Genomic DNA, 17,025 nt, shown 5'->3' with positions numbered 1-17,025 from the left:
CCGCGCGCATTCGACGATGGGGCCATGGACGAGCATGCAGCAGGACCCGCGGGCGATCGAGCCGAGACCGGGGATAATCGTGCCGAGACCGGGGAGATCAGCGTCCTCACACCCGACGAGTGCTGGCAGTTCGTCGATGCGGCCACGATCGGCCGGGTCGGGTTCGTCGCCGACGACGCGGTCCAGATCATCCCGGTCAACTATCTCGTCGCCGACGGGATCCTGATCCGTACGCTGCCCGACGGGGTGATCGCCGCTCAGGCCGGGCAGCCGGTCGCCTTCCACGTCGACTACCACGACGCCAGCGGCATCGGCTGGAGCGTGCTCATGCACGGTCCGCTGCTCGAGGTCGACGCGATTGAGCTGGATCGGATCGACAATCCTGGCCGAGTGCTGCCCTGGGCCGGCGGCCGACGAGACCGCTTCCTGAGGCTCCAGCCCACCGACATCACGGGCCGGCGCGTCCACCGCATCCGCAACACCTGAGCGAAGCGCTGTGAGGAAGTTGCGTGACGAAAGCGCAGGAAATCGACGCCGAACCTCACCCCCTCGTCACGCAAGTTCCCGAGTCCGCTGTCCGCAGCACGCGGCCCGGGGCGTTCGTTTTCCCGGCCCCGGTGGTTGCGATGTGTCGGCGGTCAGCGACCGCGGGTGATCACCAGGTGCAGCACGATCAGCAGGGCGACGCCGCCGCCGGCGAGGGTGATCACGGCGGTGAGCAGCGGCAGGGTGCCGCTGGGCAGCGGCGAGCGCTCCTGTTCACCGATCAGGGCCCGGTGGACGGCGTGGTGGCGACGATGGGCCAGCACGATGATCAAGATCGAAGCGAGGACACCCAAGCCGGCCGGGATCACGGACCAGGTGCCGAGCAGCTCGGGCAGGATCCGGACCGCCACCAGCGACGCGGCCGCGAAGGACAGACCGGTACGTCGCCAGGCCAGCGCCGTACGTTCCGGCCCGAGACCGTCGTCCAGCACCGGCCCGCCGCTCACGCGAAGATCACTCCGAGCAGCACCAGTACGCCGACCACGGCAACCGCGACACCGACCGGAAACGCCAGCGCCGGTGAGGGCAACGGCCGGCCGAGCCGCATGGCCCGCTCCACCCGCTGCCAGCCGAACCAGGCCTGCAGCGGCGTCAGCAGCCCGCTGACCACCAGCACCAGCGAGGCCGCGAGCCGGAAGCCGGGATTGATGCCCAGACCGAGCGACTCCAGCGCCACGCCGCCGGCCAGCAGAGCCAACGCGGTACGGATCCAGGCCAGGAAGGTGCGTTCGTTGGCCAGCGTGAATCGCGGATCGGGTTCACGTCCTTGGCGATAGAGCCGGGCCGGGAATCGGCGGCCGGAGTCATCGCTGTCGGACAACCGTCGCCCTCTCCGTGCCAGGCCTGGCGAGCCGCGGGATGGTCCCCTGCGCCCCGTCGATGATCATGAGGGTGGGCGATACTGGAATCGAACCAGTGACCCCTTCGGTGTGAACGAAGTGCGCTAACCGCTGCGCCAATCGCCCTCGTACGCCGTTCAAACCCGGCGCGGTAGGCAACTGTAGCGCACCGCCGCAGGCGTCGTGAAACCGGCGTTCCGGCTCGTGGAATCGACCGGCCTCGGCAGCCGAATCGGGTCCGCCGGGAGCCGATGTTGATCATGGTCGACAGGTCGAAACCGGCCCGGTTTTGACTCCTGGCCAGGCTCCGCTATTGTTTCTGCTCGCGCCCCGGGAACGCGGTAAGGTTCCCAGGACAGCATGCGGACGTGGCTCAGTTGGTAGAGCATCACCTTGCCAAGGTGAGGGTCGCGGGTTCGAATCCCGTCGTCCGCTCGGAGCGGGTCTGGCCCACTACCGTTCGGGGAGGGTTCGACTCCCTTGTGGTGGAGTGGCCGAGAGGCGAGGCAACGGACTGCAAATCCGTGTACACGGGTTCAAATCCCGTCTCCACCTCGGGCGATTGGCGCAGCGGTTAGCGCACTTCCCTGACACGGAAGGGGTCACTGGTTCGATTCCAGTATCGCCCACCATCATCGGACGGCGCGCGCAGCGTCAACTGCGCGGCTCGGGTTGCTGATCTTGTCGGTCCAGGGTCGGCGCCATAGGTCTTTCGGCAGCTCGCCGCGACTGCACCAGCTTCGTGATCTTGTCCTGAAGTGCCAGGGTCGCCATCCCCAGCGGGACTGGATCGTCGACCTCGCTGAGCAGCAACTCGGTCTGCAGCGATGCCGACGCCAGCTCGCCCCGCAACACCGTACGGGTCCGATCCAGCAGCCACGGTGCCAACTGCTGGGCAGCCCAGGAGCTGAGCACCACGGCCGACGGGTTCAGCACGTTGACCAACCCGGCCAGGGCGTTGCCGAGGCAGTGGCTGAACCAGTCGATCGTCCACTCCGCCTCCGGTTCGCCGGCACCGAGACCGCGGGCCAGCTCCAGCACGAAGTCACTCTGCCGAGCCGTCGCCAGGTAACGGTGCCGGTTGCCGAACTGCCGGCCGAAGGCGCGCATCAGTCCCGGCACCCCGATGTAGGCCTCGACACAACCGCGGCGGCCGCACCGACACCGTTCGCCGTCCAACACCAGGGTGCTGTGTCCCCACTCCCCTGCATCGTTGCTGACGCCGCGGACCAACTGTCCGCCGATCGCGATCCCGGCGCCGACGCCGGTTCCCAGCACGACCGTGACCAGGTCGCCGATCGACCGTCCCTGACCGAACCACAGTTCGGCCACCGTCGTCGCCTTGAGCGGGTTGTCGATCAGCAGCTCCACCGGCAGCCGTTCGGCGAGCAGGTCGCGTACCGGCACGTTGTCCCAGCCCCAGTTGGGCGCGAACACCGACACTCCGGCGGCTACCCGGACCCGGCCGGGGAAGCTCAATCCGGCCCCCAGCAGATCGTGATCAAGCTGCCCGTCGGTGGCCTCCCGGACCGCCTCGACGACCTGGCCGATCACGTAGCCGGGATCGGACAGCTCCCGGATCGGTCGCTGCTGGCGGTGCCGTCGCCGCAGCGCCGAGTCGAACACGTCGACCGCGACGTAGGTCTCCGCGACGTCGACGCCGATCAGCCGACCGAAGTCCTCGGCGATCTTCAGCCGAGCCCGGGGCCGGCCGATACCGGAGTCCTCCCGTCCCGCCTCGGTGACCAGTCCGATCATCAGCAGCTCGGTGATCACCGTCGACACGGTGGCGAAACTCAGCCCGGTCAGTTGGGTCAGCTCGCCGCGGGTCGGCGTGCCGGTGGCGTAGATCCCGCGCAGCACCGAAAGCCTGCTGGCCTGCCGGATGTCGCGGGTGGTCGCCGGGACCTTGCCGTCCCGGCGAATCTTCATGATCATTTTCAGCTCCGTCTCGGATACCTGGATACCTACCACCAAGCAGGACGGAGTCGATCAACCCTTCAGCCCGGTCTCCGCTACGCCTTGGACCAGATATCGCTGCAGGAACAGGAAGACCAGTACCAGCGGGGCGATCGCGACCGCGGCGGCCAGGAACAGTTCGTGCAGGTTGATGGTCTGCGCCGTCATCAGAGTGGACAGCGCCACCTGAACCGTCCACATCGAGGAGTCCTGGCCGATCACCAACGGCCACAGGAAGGCGTTCCAGCTGTTGATGAAGGTGATCACCGCGATCGCGGAGAAGAATGCCAGCGAGTTCGGCACCACCACCCGGATGAACGCACCGAACCAGCCCAGACCGTCCACCCGGGCCGCTTCCTCCAGTTCCTTGGGGAAATTCAGGAAGTACTGCCGGAACAGGAAGGTGGTGAAGCCGCTGAACAAGGTCGGCACGATGATGCCCTGCAACGTGTTCACCCAGCGCAGCTGGGACACGATCAGGAAGGTCGGGATGAACGTCACCGCGGCCGGGATCATCAACGTCACCAGGGTTGCGTAGAAGATCTTGTTCGCATGCTTGTACGGGATCCGGGCCAGGCCGTAGCCGGCCATCGAACTGAACAGCAACTGGCCGATCGTCTGCAACACCGCGACGATCGCCGAGACCCGCAGCCCGCCGAGGATGTTGACCGCCTTGTCGCTGAACAACTCGCCGAAGTTCTCCCAGTGCAACTGCTCCGGAAACAGCGTCCACCGGGGCGAGGTGATCTCCGGGTCACTGGCCAGTCCGTTGCGCAAGATCAAGTAGAACGGCACCAGGAACAGCACCGCGGCGATGATCAAGATCAAATAGCGGACGAACTGGCCGGCGATCTGCGCACCGGTCAGCGGCCGGTGCCGACGGGCCGGTTTGCCGTCGGCGACCACCGTGCCTCGCGGCGGCTGCACGGTCGAGGTCCCGGGGGCCGATGTGCCTGGCGAGGTCGACTCGATGCTCATTCCGCCGCCTTTCCGAAGCCGAACAGCTTGCCCTGGGCCAGCGAGACGATCATGATCAACAACGCCAGGATGACCGCGCCCGCGCTGCCCCGACCGAAGTCCTGATTGCCCAACGCCGTGTAGTAGAGGTAGACCAGCGGCGGTCGCGCCAGCGACGAGTTGCCCATCAGGTTGAAGAACTCGTCGAACGCCTGGAAGGCGGCGATGAAGAGCAGCAGTAACACCGCGACCGAGGTCGCCCGCAGTTGCGGGAAGGTGATGTAGCGGAAGACCTGCCATCCGGGCTTGGCACCGTCGACCTCTGCGGCCTCGTACAACTGCGGCGAGATCCGTTGCAGGCCGGCAATGAACAAGATCATGTAGAAGCCGACCTGCAGCCACAACCGGGCGGTGACGATCGCCACCCAGTACAGCGGAGGGCTCGGGGTGGCCAGCCAGGCGACGTTGTCGATGCCGAACCAGCTCAACACCGTGTTGGCCAGCCCGAACCGCACCCCGTTGAAGATCGACAGCTTCCAGATCATCGACGCCACCACGTACGAGCAGGCCGTCGGGATGAAGAACACCGATCGGAAGAACGCCCGCGCGATCCGGATCCGGTTCAGCAGCACCGCCAACAGCAACGACAGCACGAAAGTGAGCGGGACGATGAAGATCGCGAAGATGCAGAAGTCGATCAAGCTGTCCAGGAACGGGCCGGGTTTGAGCAGGTCGATGTAGTTCGCCAGCCCGACCCAGGTGCTCGGGGTGACGGTGTTCTGCGCCTGGCTGAAGCTCAACACCACCGACCAGATGATCGGGATGTAGACGAAGATCAACAGTCCGAGCAGGAACGGGCCGACGAAGAGCCAGAAGGCGCCGGTGACGCCGCGAAGTCCCCGGCCCTTCCGCCCGGCGGGGCCGATCGTCCCCGCCGAGCCGCCGACTCTGCCCCGGCTGCCGCTTGGCTCGACTGCGTTCACGGCCGCCACCAGGTCACCCCAGCAGCTTGTCGAGGATGCCGTTGATCGTCGTCTCGGCCTTGGCCAGCTCCGGTCCGGCTTCCTTGCCCTTACGGACGATCGCGGTGGCCGCGTCCCCGAACGAGGTGTTCATCTCGGTGGTCCAGGTGGTGCCGCCGGAGATCGCGTACTGGTTGTAGATCTTGACCGCCTCGGCCGCCGGACCCGACTGCAGCTTGGTGGCCTTGGCCGCCAGGCTCTTCCGCGGCGGGACGTGGAAACCGTAGGACAGGTTGAAGTCCTCCTGGTCCTTGGTGTTGTTCACCCACAGCCATTTCACGTACTTCTTCGCCGCGTCGACGTTCTTCGACTTCGCGCTGACCATCGCCGACCAGCCGCCCTGTGCGGTGGACGGTTTGCCGACCGAGGTGCTGTACGGCGGGAACGCCACCACGCCGAAGTCGTCGCCGATCGCCTTCTGCACAATGGGCATCGCCCACAGGCCGGTGTACTGCATCGCGCACAGACCCTGGGTGAAGGAGCCGGAATCCCAGTAGTCGGTGGGTGCGCCGAGCAAGATCGACTTGTCCACCACCAGCTGACGCAACTTGCCGAACGCGTTCTCCACATCGGTTCCGGTGAAGTCGACCTTGTTGTCATCGGTGAGATAGTTCTTGCCGACGCTCCACAACACCGGTCCCAGCATCGAACCGCCGCCGTAGGCCGGCGTGACGCCCGCGTCGTTGCCGATGAACAGACCCTTGACGTCCTTGGTGGTCAGCTCCTTGGCCGCGGCGACCAACTCGTCCATCGTGGTGGGCGGTTTGACGCCTGCCTTGTCCAGCATGGATTTGCGATAGTAGATCAACGTGCAGTCGTCGACGATCCGGGCGCCGTACATCTTGCCGTCGACGCTGACCGACTTGATGTCGGCATCGGTGTAGTCGCTCTTGATCTCGTCCAGGATGTCGTCCAGCGGGACGATCTGCTTGGCCTTGACCATCTGCAGATTCGGCGTTCCCTCGAAGGAATCCGGGCCGCTGCTGGACAGCAGGCCGCTGTTCACCTTGGAGGTGTAGTCGCCGGGCGTCCACTGCACCTTGACGGTGGCGTCCGGATACTCCTTGGCGTAGCGCTCCACCGCCTGCTGGGTGCCTGCCTCGCCGTACTGGTGATACCAGACACTCAAGTTCGGCTTGTCGCCTCCGCCGCCGCTGCCGCCGGAGTCCCCGGAAAGTCCCGAACTTCCGCCGCCGCAGGCGGACAGGGCCGAAGAGCCGGCCACTGCCGCGGCTCCGACACCGATCGCACCGAGAAAACGGCGCCGATCCAGGCGTACGGGCATGCTCATGATCACAACCCCTTCGTTGTGTGCCTATTGTCGCGACTCAGAATAAATGCCGATCGAAGCTGACGCAGCATCTTTTGGGGTGTGTTGGAGGAATCTTGCCGCCGCGCTGAGGCGATCACCGGGCGGCAGCGAACCGCCCCGGATCCCTGCGTACACAGGGAAATCCGGGGCAGCACACTGTCGCGTGCGGCTCGGGCCGAGTCAGCCCTTCAGGCCGGAGCCGGCGAAGCCCTCCACGATCTGCCGCTGGAAGATCAGGAACAAGATCACCAACGGCAACGCGCCCAGGATCGAGGACGCCTGGATGTCGGACAGCCGTTGGCCGAACGAGCCCTGCACCGTGGCCAGACCGACCGGGATCGTCATCAGCTTCGGATTGGACAGCACGAACAGCGGCAGGATCAGGTTGTTCCAGGTGCCGACGAAGGTGACGATGGCCATCGCCGCGATCACCGGCCGGGACAGCGGCAGCACGATCGAGCGGAAGATCCGCCAGTAGCCCGCGCCGTCCAGCCGGGCCGACTCCTCGTAGTCCCGCGGGATGTTGTCGAAGAACTGCTTGAACACGAACAACGCAATCACCGTTGGGATCTGCGGCAGGATGACTGCCCAGTACGTGTTCAGCAGGCCGACCACATTCAACTCCTGGAAGACCGGCACGATCAGCACCTGGGACGGCACCAGGATGCCGCCGATGAACAGCAGGAAGACCCAGCGGCGACCGCGGAAATTCATCCGGGACAGCGCGTACGCGGCCATCGAGGAGAAGCCGATCGCGAAGATCACGGTCAGGATCGAGGTGACGAAGCTGGCCAGATACCAGTTCCAGATGTCTCCACTGCTGAGCAACGTCTTGTACGAGCCGAGGGTCAGGTGCCAGTCCTTCAGGATCGGCCCGGCCCCGATCGCCGACGTGCTGTTGGAGGTCAGTGAGGTCTTGATCGCCCACAGGCTCGGAATCAACCAGAGCACCGCGAAGACGATCAAGATCACCCAGGAGACCACCACGAACGTCCGGCCGGAGCCGTGCTTGCCGACCGTGATCGCCTGCGGAGGCGCCGCTGCGGAGACGCCGTTGGAGAATTTGCGCCGGGCGTCGGCGGATTGGCCGGCGGTGGTCTGCCCACTCGCTGTTTGCTCAGTCATTGCGAGCCGCCCTTCGTTCCTGGACCATCGTGATGACCTGCCGGGCCACGGTGATGATCACGATCACGATGAACAACAGCACCGAGGCGGCCGACGCGGCGCCGATCCGGTTGTCGGTGAAGGCAGTGCCGGTGATCAGTCCGAGCAGTACCTGGGTGGAGATGCCCGGCCCGCCGCCGGTCATCAGATAGACCTGATCGAAGATCTTCATGCTGGCGATGATCTGCAGCAGCAGCACCAAGGTGGTGGTCCGGCTCAACAGCGGGATGGTGATCGCGCGGATCTGCTGCCACTGAGTCGCTCCGTCGACGGCCGCGGCCTCGTACAACTCTCGCGGGATGTCCTGCAGCCCGGCCAGGTACAAGACGAAGTTGAACCCGATCGTCCACCACAGGGTGGTGATCGCGATGCCCACCATCGCGATGCTCGGGGTTCCCAACACCGGCAGCGGATTCTGGTCGCCGAGCAGGGCCTGGAAGGAGTTCCACAGCCCGGTGCTCGGGGTGAAGATGAAGGTCCAGATCAGCGCGATCGCGGCCGACGGCAGGATGAACGGGACGAAGAAGGCCAGCCGGAAGAACCACTGACCGTGCTGGACCCGGTTCGCCAGCACGGCGAAGACGAACGCCAAGATCACCAACGGCGGCGTGGTGTAGATGGTGAACTGGATGGTGTGCCACAGCGCCGACCAGAAGTCGGGGCGGGTCAGCATTTCGTGGTAGTTGGCGACGCCGGCGAAGCTGCCGAACCCCTTACGCACCAGCGAGGTGTTGAAGAAGCTGGTGATGATCATGTAGATCACCGGCCAGATCATGAACAGGATGTAGAAGATCCCGAACGGTGCGATGAACAGCCAGGCCGCCCGGGTCATCCCGCGGGTACGTCTGCTGCCTCGGCCGACGTCCGTCCTCGGCGTGAGACCCAGGACGCTCGCTTCAAGTTGAGCGCTCACAACAACTCCTTCGGACGAGCTCGATCCGGGATTCGATCGGTCGCACGGACGATGCCGGCGGTGATCACAGCGGGCTCGGGGTGTCTGCGTACACGGACAACTGCTGATGGATGCTCGCCAGTGCGGCCTTCGGCGTCGCCAGCCCCTGCTGAACCAGGCCGATCTGGGCGCCGACGACGTTCTCGAAGTTCGAGCCCGAGCCGGAGTACCAGGCCGGCGCGTCGTACACCGCGAAGTCGGCGGCCGGGGCGTAGAACGACTGGGGTTTCAGATTCCGGTAGGCCTGACTGTCCTTGATCGGCAGATAGGCCGGGATGTGACCGCCCTCGGCCCAGGTCATGCTCTGCCCGAGCAGGAACCTGACGAACTCCAGCGTCGTCTTCAGTTGCTCGGGGCTGCGGTTCTTCCGCGGCAGTACGAAGGTGTGCGAGTCGGCCTGGCAGGCGGGCTTGTCGAACAGCGTCGGGATCGGCTCCATGCTGAACTTCAGCCCCTTGACCGCCTCGGCGGTGGTGATCTCCCACTCACCTTCGAGATAGAAGGCGGACTTGCCGGTGAACATCAGCGTCTGTGCGCCGGCGTAGTCGGTCGTCGCCGGCATCAGCCCGGTCTTGGTCAGCTTCTGGATGTAGGCCAGCGTGTCGAGGGTGAGTTCCTTGTTGTACGTGAGCTTGGTGCCGCCGTCGGCCAGCCACGGGGTGTTGCCGTCGCGCTGGCTGTAGAGGGTCTGGAACCAGCGCCAGCTGGTCGCCGTGTCGCCGACGGTGGAGACGGTGCAGCCGAACGCGCCGGTGGCCTTCTTCGCCGCCGTCAGCGCCGACTCCCACTCGGCGGTGCCGTGGATCGGGACCAGTCGGCCGTTCGAGCCGATCAGGCCGGCCTTCTTGCAGACGTCGATGTTGTAGTAGAGCACGAACGGGTGGGTGTCCAGCGGCAGCGCGTACGTGTTCCGGCCGACCTTCTGGTTCTCCCAGGCCTTCTGGTTGAAGTCACTTGCGGACAGTCCGACCGAGGCCAGCATGTCGTCGGTGATCGGCTCCAGCAGCCCCGCCTCGGCGAGATTCTTCTCCCGGGTCAGGTGCGAGATCGCCACGTCCGGCGGGGCACCGCCCTCGGTCGCCAGCGTCACCTTGGTGTAGTACGGATTGCCCCAGGCGAACGTCGCCGCCTGCAACGGCGCCGACCCCTTCGACGCTTGGTAGGCGTTCTCCATGTCGACCATTCGGACGCCGTCGCCGCCGCCGAACAGGTTCCAGTACATGATCGTGCCCGGCGCCAGCTGCGTCCCGGCGAGTCCGGCCGACAGCGCGCTGCCGCAGCCCGACAGACCACCGGCCAGCCCGATGCCGGCGGCGATGCCCAATCCGCCGCGGAACAGGCCCCGGCGACTCAGCCGTGTGCTCGTACCTGCCTCAGAAACCATGGTGCGCGCCCCTTTGCCGCCCTGCTTCCGATAGACCTCAGCGACACCTTCCGGGCACCGGCGCAAGCGTCCAGCACACGACCCGAGGGTGTTCGCTGGGAGCGACTCTAGCGATGCCGCCACGATTTTGTTCATCGTTGTAAGCATCTTGTGATGTTCCGGCTCAGGTCCAATTGAACCTCAATCGCGTGAATTCGGGCCGATCCGGGCGGAGATCACAGCTGCCTCTGCGGCATCACGGGTCGCACCAGGGTCCCGAGCGGTGCGAGAGGATCGGGCGTCAGCCGAGGTAGGCGATGCCCAGCGCGGCCAGGCTGATCAACCAGCTCACGAAGCTGCCGAGCAGGAAATACTCGGTGACTTCGTCGATTCCGATGCCGTTGATCCTGGTCGCGTCCGACCGGCGTGCGCTGAGCTCGGGAAAGCGGATCAGCCCCTTGGCGGCGATCACCAGTCCGGCGGCCGTCACCTGGCCGGTCAGCCCGAGGCCGAGGATGAAGATCCGTTCCAACGGACCCAGCAACCGGCCGCCGCGCAACTGATCCGCGGCCTGCGGTTGGCCGGCGGGCTTGATCGCGCCGACGCCGCCGAGCACCAGCCGGACCAGCTCGTTGCCGGTGCTGAGCTGGATCAGGAACAGGCCGACCAGCAACAGGAAGCGATCCGGCTCGAGTCCGGCCAAGCCGGACCAGGGCAAGGCCCGCAACCAGTCGGCCAGCCAGCCGCCTGCCGGACCCGCCAGGCCCGACAAGCCGATCACCAGTCCGGCGCCGCCGAGCATCACGATCAACGGCCACCGGCGGCCCGAGCCGAAGGTACGGGATCGGCCGACCAACACGGTCCAGGCCAGGCAGATCAGCGCGACCAGCACCAGCAGCCCGACCTCCGCCGGCGTGCCGAGCCCGGCCAGCAAACCCACCAGCAGCACCATGGCCGGTCCGGCCGGCAGCGGCAACCAGGGCGGGAACGGCGGACGCCGGAACAGATCCGAGACGCCGATCGCGATCAGCAACACGGCAAGGATGCTCATCCGACCTCCCGCAACATCGCGCTCGCCGCCACGATCACGTCCAGCCCGTCGCGCTGCACCCGCTGGGACACCGCGGAGGTCGAGATCTGCTCCGTACGGGCAATTTCGGTCTTGCTGCGTCCGGCCACCAAACCTCCCAGGATCCGCATCGATCGCGTACTCAGCGATCCCATCAGCTGGTCCCGACAGATCAGCGCTGCTTCGACCGCCGGCTCGTCGGGCCCCTCCCCGTCCGGGCCGGCCCGATAGCAGAACCGGGCGTTCCGGGTCCCGGGGTGCTGGGCCCGAGCTTCCACCGTCTCGATCGCCGATCGGGCCTGCCACCAGGCCGGTCCGTCCTGCGCCCCGGACCGTGAATCGAGCACCTCGACCGTGCCCCAGCCGATGCCGAACCGGACGTCGATCTCGGGCGCCAGCCGGAGCCGGATCAGGAAGGCCGCCTGCAGCGCGTCGCCGAGCCGCGGATAGCTCAACTGGAGTTCGTCGCCGGCCACGACGACGGCCGGATCCAGCGGCGGCAGTTCGGTTGCCACCGCGTCGAGCACCCGGGTCAGTTGCCGATGGACGCCACGCCGGTCGGAGGCCGTACGCGATCCGACCAGATCCCCGATCACCGCCGCCCGGTATTCAGCAGGGTCTGAAGCTGATTCCTTCACTCCCCCAGTGTGAAGCCATAAGCTTCACATCCGCAAGGATGAAGGTGAAAGCTTCAGTACGGTGCCCGCAGGTCTCGAGCGGCTTCGGGTGCGGGAGTCGGGTTCGCGCGCGGCTGTCGGCTGCCGGACACTGCCGCACCCCAAACCGACCGCCGCGCGCGAAATTTCGGGTGCAGGGGTCGATCTTGCGCGCGGCTGTGCTGGTGCCGGCGGTTTCGGGGGCGGGGGTCGATCTTGCGCGCGGCTGTGGCTCAGGACCCTGGGTCGGAGACAGCCGTCAGGATTGTGCGGGCGTCGGGACGACGATCAGGTCGATGCCGGACTCGCGGAGCCGGTCGATGGTGTCGGCCGGGGTGCGGTCGTCGGTGATCACGTGGTCGAATTCGTCCAGGTCGGCCAGGGCGTGCAGGGCTCGGGCGCTGAATTTGGTGTGGTCGGCCAGCAGGACGCGGACCGCCGAGGCGTCGAGCATCGCCCGCTTGGTGTCGACGGTCTCGGACGCCTGGAAGTAGACGGTGCGGTCGATGATCGCCGCCGCGGACATCAGTACCACGTCGCTGCGCAGCCGGCCGATCGCCTCGTTCGTCATCCGGCCCATGAAGGAGCCGAATCCCGGGTGGTACTCGCCGCCGAGACCGATCACCGAGATCTCGTCGATCCCGGTCACCTGGTTGATCGCGATCAGGGAATTGGTGATCACGGTCAGCGGCGCCACCTCGGGCAGCAACCCGATGACCTGCTGCACGGTCGTGGAGTCGTCCAGCAACACCGACTGACCGCTGTCGACGTAGGCCATCGCCGCCGCAGCCAGCGCCCGTTTGATGTCCAGGTGCTGGGCCCCCCGGTAGAACACGCTGGATTCGACCAGGCTGGTGGCCTGCGCCGTCGCCACCCCACGCGACTTCCGCAACAGCCCGCGGGCCTGCAGCTCGTCAAGATCACGATGGGCCGTCATCAAGCTGATCTTGAACTGTTCGGCCAGCTCCTCGATTCGGACCGACCCGTTGGCGATCACCGCATCGGCGATCGCGTTCTGCCGAGCCGCGCGACGGTCCTGCCGACTCGCCGGCTCGGACGGGGTGACGACGTGCCGGGGCTCTGCCCGCCCGGCGTCCGAGTCGGCACACATCATGATCAACTCGCCGAGGCTTCGATGATCACCTGGCGCAGCTGTTGCGGGTCGTGCGCGAACCGGCCCAGGAAGAGCCCGTCGACCGCATCGCCCAACTGGGCCAGCAGTCCGGGGCCGGCACTGCCGCCGTAGATCACCCGGACCTGCTGCGGCCGATGATCATCGGCGAGCTCGGCCCGCAGACGGCGGCAGACCGCCCGGACGTGATCTGCCCCGGCCGGCCGGTCGGCGCCGATCGCCCAGACCGGCTCGTACGCGATGATCAACTCCGGCAGCTCACCGTCCAGGTCGCCCAGCGCACCGGCGATCTGATCGAGGCAGAAGTCGGCGGCCTCTTCCTCGTCCACCCGTTCTTCCTCGCCCACACAGAGAATCGGCGTCAACCCGTTCCGCTGCGCGGCCGCGAGTTTGCCGGCGATGATCACGGCGTCCTCGCCGAACAATCGACGCCGTTCGGCGTGCCCGACCTCGACGTACCGGCAGCCCAGCGCGGCAAGATCACGTCCGCTGACCTCGCCGGTGAAGGCACCGCTGTCGGCCCAGCTCAGATCCTGCGCACCCAGCTCCAGCCGCGTACCGGCGGTGATCCGCGCCGCAGCCTGCAGCGAGACGAAGCTCGGCAGCACGGCCAGTTGCACCGTGCCGTCGGCCACCGCCGACTGTTCGTCGGCGATGGCGGCGACATCGGCGATCCACCGCAGCGTGCTGCGATGGTCCAGGTACATCTTCAGACTGACGCCGAGGAATCTGGACATCGCGGCTCAGCAGGCCGAGCCGGAAGCCTGATCGGCGCTGGCGTCGACCTTGCTCTCGTACTCGCTGATCACCGCGACCTTCTCCGCCGATGCGCTGGACTCGTCGAAGTGCAGAGTCAGCCACTCCTTGGCCAGCTTGCGGGCCAGCTCCAGGCCGACCACCCGCTGGCCGAAGCACAGCACCTGCGCGTTGTTGGACAGCACCGACCGCTCCACCGAGTAGGTGTCGTGGGCGGTGACCGCGCGGATCCCGGGCACCTTGTTGGCCGAGATCGCCACCCCGAGCCCGGTGCCGCAGACCAGCAGCGCCCGGTCCGCCTCGCCCCGGGCGATCATCTCCGCCGCCGCGATCGCGATCGTCGGGTACGGGGTGTGGCCGGTCGCGTCCACGCCCGCGTCGACCACGGACTCGACCAGGTCGGAATTCTCCAGATCCTTCTTCAGGGCTTCCTTGTAGTCGAAACCCGCGTCGTCGGAACCGACGACGATCTTCCATCCACTCATGATCTTTCCCTCTCTCTTCCCGACTTGTCAGCCTCACCAGGCGCTATAGCGCTTCCTCACGCTGACAAGTCAGAGTTTCCTGCCTACTGCGGTGGCGATCAGGGCGAACGAGATCGCGCCCGGATCGGGGGTGCCGAGACTCTTCTCGGCGTGCGGACGGGCCCGGCCCATCTTCGGCATCAGGTCGGCGGTGGCCTCGGCCTGCTCGGTCGCCAGGGCGGCCGCCTCGGTCCACGCCTCGGCCAGAGTCCTACCCGCCTGTACGCCGTCGGTCAGCGCCTGGGCGAACGGGATCAGAGCGTCCACCATGGTCTTGTCCCCGGCCTGAGCGCCACCGATCTTGCGTACCTGTTCGTCGGCCTGCGCGACACCGTCGGCAACCCGGCCGGCGTCGGGCTTGTCCTCGTCACCGAGGGCCCGGCCGATCGTCTCCAGCACCGCACCCCAGAGCACGCCGGAAGTGCCGCCCGCCTGTGCGGCCCAGGCCTGTCCGGCCTGCACCAGCAGGGTCTGCGCACCCGGTTCCCGGTCCAGGATCGCCTCGGCCGCCTCGACCGCGGCCCGGGCGCCGCGTTCCATCCCGATGCCGTGATCGCCGTCGCCGGCGATCGCGTCCAGCTTGCCCAACTCGTCGGCGTGACTGTGGATGGTCTCGTGCACCGTCTTCAACAGCCCGCCGATCCGCCGGGCCGCCTGCCGGGACGCGTCGCTCGCCTCGCCGACCTCGGTCTCGGCGGATTCGCTGACGTCCTCCAGCACCTCACCCTGATCGGCCTGCACGGCGCCCTTGCGGTAGCCGGAGGTGTAGGCCGGAGCCGCCCACAGTTGCTCGATCTCGTCGTCCACCCACCACAGGCTGAGCGAGGCGCCGGCCATCTCGAAGCTGGTCACCAGCTCGCCGACCTCGACCGCGACCGGCTCGATGCCGTCCCGGTCCGCCAGCGCCCGGATGTCGTTGTAGAGGATGAAGAGCTCTTCGTTCTTCACCGCACCGAGCCCGTTGACGAAGATCACCGCACGATCGCCGGCACCCTCGGGACGTTCGGCGATCACCGCATCCCACAGCCTCGCGGCCAACTCCTGGGAGCGCGGCAGGTCGGTCTCGTCGATGCCGGGCTCGCCGTGGATGCCGACGCCGACACCCATCCGCCCCTCCGGCACGGTGAACAGCGGCTCGTGCGCACCGGGCAGGGTGCAACCGGTGAACGCGACCCCCAGCGTACGAATGTTGTCGTTGACCCGGTTGGCCAGCTCGACGACCTGATCGAGGTCCTTGCCCGCCTCGGCCGCCGCGGCGGCGATCTTGTAGACGGCCAGTCCGCCGGCGATGCCGCGCCGTTTGGCCGACTCCTCCGGCTTGGCCGAGGAGATGTCGTCGGTGACGAACAGGGTCTCGGCCCGGATGCCCTCGGCGATCAGCCGTTCCTTGGCCTGGTTGAAGTTGAGTACGTCGCCGGCGTAGTTGCCGCAGGTGAGCAGCACGCCGCCGCCGTTCTCCACCGCCTTGGCCACGTCGTACACCTGCTGACCAGAGGGTGAGGCGAAGACGTTGCCGACCGCCGCGCCGTGAGCCAGTCCTGGGCCGACCAGGCCGCCGAAGGCCGGATAGTGGCCCGACCCGCCGCCGATCACGATCGCGGGTTGGCCGGCCGGGGTGGCGGTGCGTCGCGCCACCCCGCCGGGGACCGCTCGGATCAGGTCGGAGTGAGCGGCCACGAATCCCGCGGTCGCCTGCTCGCTGAACCGGGCGGGATCGTTGCTGATGAAGGACATCGGTGTTCCTATCCCGTCATTTCTTGTGCTGGAAGTCCTGCCACTCCCCGGCGTTGGCCCGGGTCACGAGTGAACAGTCGAACAATTGCTTCTCGTCGTCGACACCAGTCTTGCCGGTTCGCAGGTAGCTGTCGATCTGGTGCACCACGTCGGTGGAGAAGTCGACCACCGGCTGGACCACGGTGTAGGCCATCTCACCGTTCTTGACCGCGTTCACCGCGTCCTGGTTGCCGTCGAAGCCACCGACCACGACCTGGTCCAGTTTGCCGGCCTGCTTCAGCGCCGAGATCGCGCCGAGCGCCATCTGATCATTGCCCGCGATGACGCCCTTCAGGTCGGGATGGGCCTGCAACATCGTCTGCATCTTGTCGAAGCCCTTCTTCTGGTCCCAGTCGGCCGTCTCGGACTGGACCTTCTTCAGATCCGGGAACTGACCCAGGACACTGGCGAATCCGTTCGACCGGACCGCGGCGTTGGTGTCGGTGGACAGACCGACGAGCTCGACATACTCGCCCTTGCGGCCCATCGCCTCGGCGAACTGCTGCGCGCCGAGCACCGCGCCCTGGGCGTTGTTCGACACCAGCTGGGACTTGGCGATGCCCTGTTCGTTGATCTCGGCGTTGACCAGGAACACCGGGATGCCGGCCGCGTTGGCCTTGCTGGCATTGCCGATGGACGAGTCCGCACCGGCCGGGTCGAGCACGATCGCCGCCGACTTCTTGGTGATCGCGGTGTCCACCAGATCGCTTTCCTTCTTCGGATCCGCGTCGTGGGAGACCACGTTGACCTGGTATCCCATCCGCTTACCCTCGGCGGTGATGGTGTCGGCCTCGGTCCGCCAGTACGGGTTGTCCAGTGGCGAGGTGATCACCGAGATCAACGCGCCCTCCAACTCCTGGGCCGACTTCTTGCCGGCCACCTCGGAACCGGAGCCGCAGCCGGACAAGATCAAACTCGCCACTACGGCAATGATCGCCACCGCGCCGATCCGGGACCGCCGACCGCGGATGATCTTGGTGTTGACCTTGTTGAGACCCATG

The 17,025-nt window shown here is 66.8% G+C and carries 17 protein-coding genes and 4 tRNA genes; 4 read left to right on the top strand and 17 right to left on the bottom strand.

The window, feature by feature from the left end; all coding sequences use genetic code 11:
* Positions 1-24: 24 nt before the first annotated feature.
* A complete protein-coding gene (locus FOE78_RS12820) occupies positions 25-486 on the top strand; it encodes a pyridoxamine 5'-phosphate oxidase family protein (protein ID WP_143986633.1) in 462 nt (153 codons plus the stop codon).
* Positions 487-638: 152 nt separating this feature from the next.
* Here FOE78_RS12820 and FOE78_RS12815 read toward each other — a convergent pair whose 3' ends face one another.
* The 3 genes from FOE78_RS12815 to FOE78_RS12805 all read right to left on the bottom strand — a co-directional run bounded on the left by FOE78_RS12815 (position 639) and on the right by FOE78_RS12805 (position 1,511).
* Entirely contained in the window at positions 639-992 is a 354-nt protein-coding gene (locus FOE78_RS12815; RefSeq protein ID WP_143986632.1) for a YidH family protein, read from the bottom strand.
* Entirely contained in the window at positions 989-1,366 is a 378-nt protein-coding gene (locus FOE78_RS12810; protein ID WP_143986631.1) for a YidH family protein, read from the bottom strand. Before FOE78_RS12810 ends, FOE78_RS12815 begins: the two co-directional genes overlap by 4 nt.
* Positions 1,367-1,438: 72 nt before the next feature.
* Positions 1,439-1,511: transfer RNA gene (locus FOE78_RS12805), tRNA-Val, on the bottom strand.
* Positions 1,512-1,747: 236 nt separating this feature from the next.
* Between FOE78_RS12805 and FOE78_RS12800 the strand changes: the two genes are divergently transcribed.
* The 3 genes from FOE78_RS12800 to FOE78_RS12790 all read left to right on the top strand — a co-directional run bounded on the left by FOE78_RS12800 (position 1,748) and on the right by FOE78_RS12790 (position 2,017).
* Positions 1,748-1,820 (top strand) — tRNA-Gly (locus FOE78_RS12800).
* Positions 1,821-1,869: 49 nt separating this feature from the next.
* Positions 1,870-1,940: transfer RNA gene (locus FOE78_RS12795), tRNA-Cys, on the top strand.
* Between the two features lies 1 nt (position 1,941).
* Positions 1,942-2,017 (top strand) — tRNA-Val (locus FOE78_RS12790).
* A gap of 22 nt (positions 2,018-2,039) precedes the next feature.
* Here FOE78_RS12790 and FOE78_RS12785 read toward each other — a convergent pair.
* From FOE78_RS12785 to FOE78_RS12720, 14 genes are all read right to left on the bottom strand, one after another.
* Positions 2,040-3,323, bottom strand: a complete 1,284-nt coding sequence (locus tag FOE78_RS12785) for an ROK family protein (RefSeq protein WP_143986630.1) — start codon at positions 3,321-3,323, stop codon at positions 2,040-2,042.
* A gap of 54 nt (positions 3,324-3,377) precedes the next feature.
* A complete protein-coding gene (locus tag FOE78_RS12780) occupies positions 3,378-4,322 on the bottom strand; it encodes a carbohydrate ABC transporter permease (protein WP_143986629.1) in 945 nt (314 codons plus the stop codon).
* Entirely contained in the window at positions 4,319-5,293 is a 975-nt protein-coding gene (locus tag FOE78_RS12775) for a carbohydrate ABC transporter permease (RefSeq protein ID WP_228265816.1), read from the bottom strand. Before FOE78_RS12775 ends, FOE78_RS12780 begins: the two co-directional genes overlap by 4 nt.
* Before the next feature lie 4 nt (positions 5,294-5,297).
* Positions 5,298-6,614 (bottom strand): ABC transporter substrate-binding protein, encoded by a 1,317-nt coding sequence (locus FOE78_RS12770; protein WP_210414565.1) that lies wholly within the window; start codon positions 6,612-6,614, stop codon positions 5,298-5,300.
* A gap of 201 nt (positions 6,615-6,815) precedes the next feature.
* Entirely contained in the window at positions 6,816-7,760 is a 945-nt protein-coding gene (locus FOE78_RS12765; protein ID WP_143986628.1) for a carbohydrate ABC transporter permease, read from the bottom strand.
* The gene (locus tag FOE78_RS12760) at positions 7,753-8,712 is read right to left on the bottom strand and encodes a carbohydrate ABC transporter permease (RefSeq protein WP_228265815.1); all 960 of its coding nucleotides are present in this window, start codon (positions 8,710-8,712) and stop codon (positions 7,753-7,755) included. The genes FOE78_RS12765 and FOE78_RS12760 overlap by 8 nt, the downstream gene beginning before the upstream one ends.
* Before the next feature lie 64 nt (positions 8,713-8,776).
* Entirely contained in the window at positions 8,777-10,135 is a 1,359-nt protein-coding gene (locus tag FOE78_RS12755; RefSeq protein WP_143986627.1) for an extracellular solute-binding protein, read from the bottom strand.
* Positions 10,136-10,415: 280 nt separating this feature from the next.
* Positions 10,416-11,165, bottom strand: a complete 750-nt coding sequence (locus FOE78_RS12750) for a hypothetical protein (RefSeq protein WP_143986626.1) — start codon at positions 11,163-11,165, stop codon at positions 10,416-10,418.
* Positions 11,162-11,779, bottom strand: coding sequence for a SatD family protein (locus FOE78_RS12745; protein ID WP_143986625.1), 618 nt, complete (start codon positions 11,777-11,779; stop codon positions 11,162-11,164). Before FOE78_RS12745 ends, FOE78_RS12750 begins: the two co-directional genes overlap by 4 nt.
* Before the next feature lie 319 nt (positions 11,780-12,098).
* On the bottom strand, positions 12,099-12,953 hold the full coding sequence (locus tag FOE78_RS12740) for a DeoR/GlpR family DNA-binding transcription regulator (protein WP_228266209.1): 855 nt from the start codon (positions 12,951-12,953) through the stop codon (positions 12,099-12,101).
* 2 nt (positions 12,954-12,955) lie between these two features.
* Positions 12,956-13,708 (bottom strand): triose-phosphate isomerase family protein, encoded by a 753-nt coding sequence (locus FOE78_RS12735; protein WP_143986624.1) that lies wholly within the window; start codon positions 13,706-13,708, stop codon positions 12,956-12,958.
* 6 nt (positions 13,709-13,714) lie between these two features.
* Positions 13,715-14,212, bottom strand: coding sequence for a ribose-5-phosphate isomerase (locus FOE78_RS12730; protein ID WP_143986623.1), 498 nt, complete (start codon positions 14,210-14,212; stop codon positions 13,715-13,717).
* A 69-nt stretch (positions 14,213-14,281) separates the two neighbouring features.
* A complete protein-coding gene (locus FOE78_RS12725) occupies positions 14,282-15,985 on the bottom strand; it encodes a dihydroxyacetone kinase family protein (protein WP_143986622.1) in 1,704 nt (567 codons plus the stop codon).
* A 16-nt stretch (positions 15,986-16,001) separates the two neighbouring features.
* Positions 16,002-17,024, bottom strand: coding sequence for a D-ribose ABC transporter substrate-binding protein (locus FOE78_RS12720; RefSeq protein WP_143986621.1), 1,023 nt, complete (start codon positions 17,022-17,024; stop codon positions 16,002-16,004).
* Position 17,025 lies beyond the last annotated feature (1 nt).

This window comes from Microlunatus elymi (assembly GCF_007362775.1).
Classification (GTDB): Bacteria; Actinomycetota; Actinomycetes; order Propionibacteriales; family Propionibacteriaceae; genus Microlunatus; species Microlunatus elymi.
Note: the sequence above shows the minus strand (reverse complement) of the source record. Positions and strands in the feature narration are given on the sequence as shown.

Coding starts and splice junctions, on each gene's coding strand:
- FOE78_RS12720 (WP_143986621.1), bottom strand. CDS start 17,024: ATGGGTCTCAACAAGGTCAACACCAAGATCATCCGCGGTCGGCGGTCC.
- FOE78_RS12740 (WP_228266209.1), bottom strand. CDS start 12,953: ATGATGTGTGCCGACTCGGACGCCGGGCGGGCAGAGCCCCGGCACGTC.
- FOE78_RS12785 (WP_143986630.1), bottom strand. CDS start 3,323: ATGATCATGAAGATTCGCCGGGACGGCAAGGTCCCGGCGACCACCCGC.
- FOE78_RS12735 (WP_143986624.1), bottom strand. CDS start 13,708: ATGTCCAGATTCCTCGGCGTCAGTCTGAAGATGTACCTGGACCATCGC.
- FOE78_RS12780 (WP_143986629.1), bottom strand. CDS start 4,322: ATGAGCATCGAGTCGACCTCGCCAGGCACATCGGCCCCCGGGACCTCG.
- FOE78_RS12755 (WP_143986627.1), bottom strand. CDS start 10,135: ATGGTTTCTGAGGCAGGTACGAGCACACGGCTGAGTCGCCGGGGCCTG.
- FOE78_RS12750 (WP_143986626.1), bottom strand. CDS start 11,165: ATGAGCATCCTTGCCGTGTTGCTGATCGCGATCGGCGTCTCGGATCTG.
- FOE78_RS12765 (WP_143986628.1), bottom strand. CDS start 7,760: ATGACTGAGCAAACAGCGAGTGGGCAGACCACCGCCGGCCAATCCGCC.
- FOE78_RS12820 (WP_143986633.1), top strand. CDS start 25: ATGGACGAGCATGCAGCAGGACCCGCGGGCGATCGAGCCGAGACCGGG.
- FOE78_RS12725 (WP_143986622.1), bottom strand. CDS start 15,985: ATGTCCTTCATCAGCAACGATCCCGCCCGGTTCAGCGAGCAGGCGACC.
- FOE78_RS12730 (WP_143986623.1), bottom strand. CDS start 14,212: ATGAGTGGATGGAAGATCGTCGTCGGTTCCGACGACGCGGGTTTCGAC.
- FOE78_RS12770 (WP_210414565.1), bottom strand. CDS start 6,614: ATGAGCATGCCCGTACGCCTGGATCGGCGCCGTTTTCTCGGTGCGATC.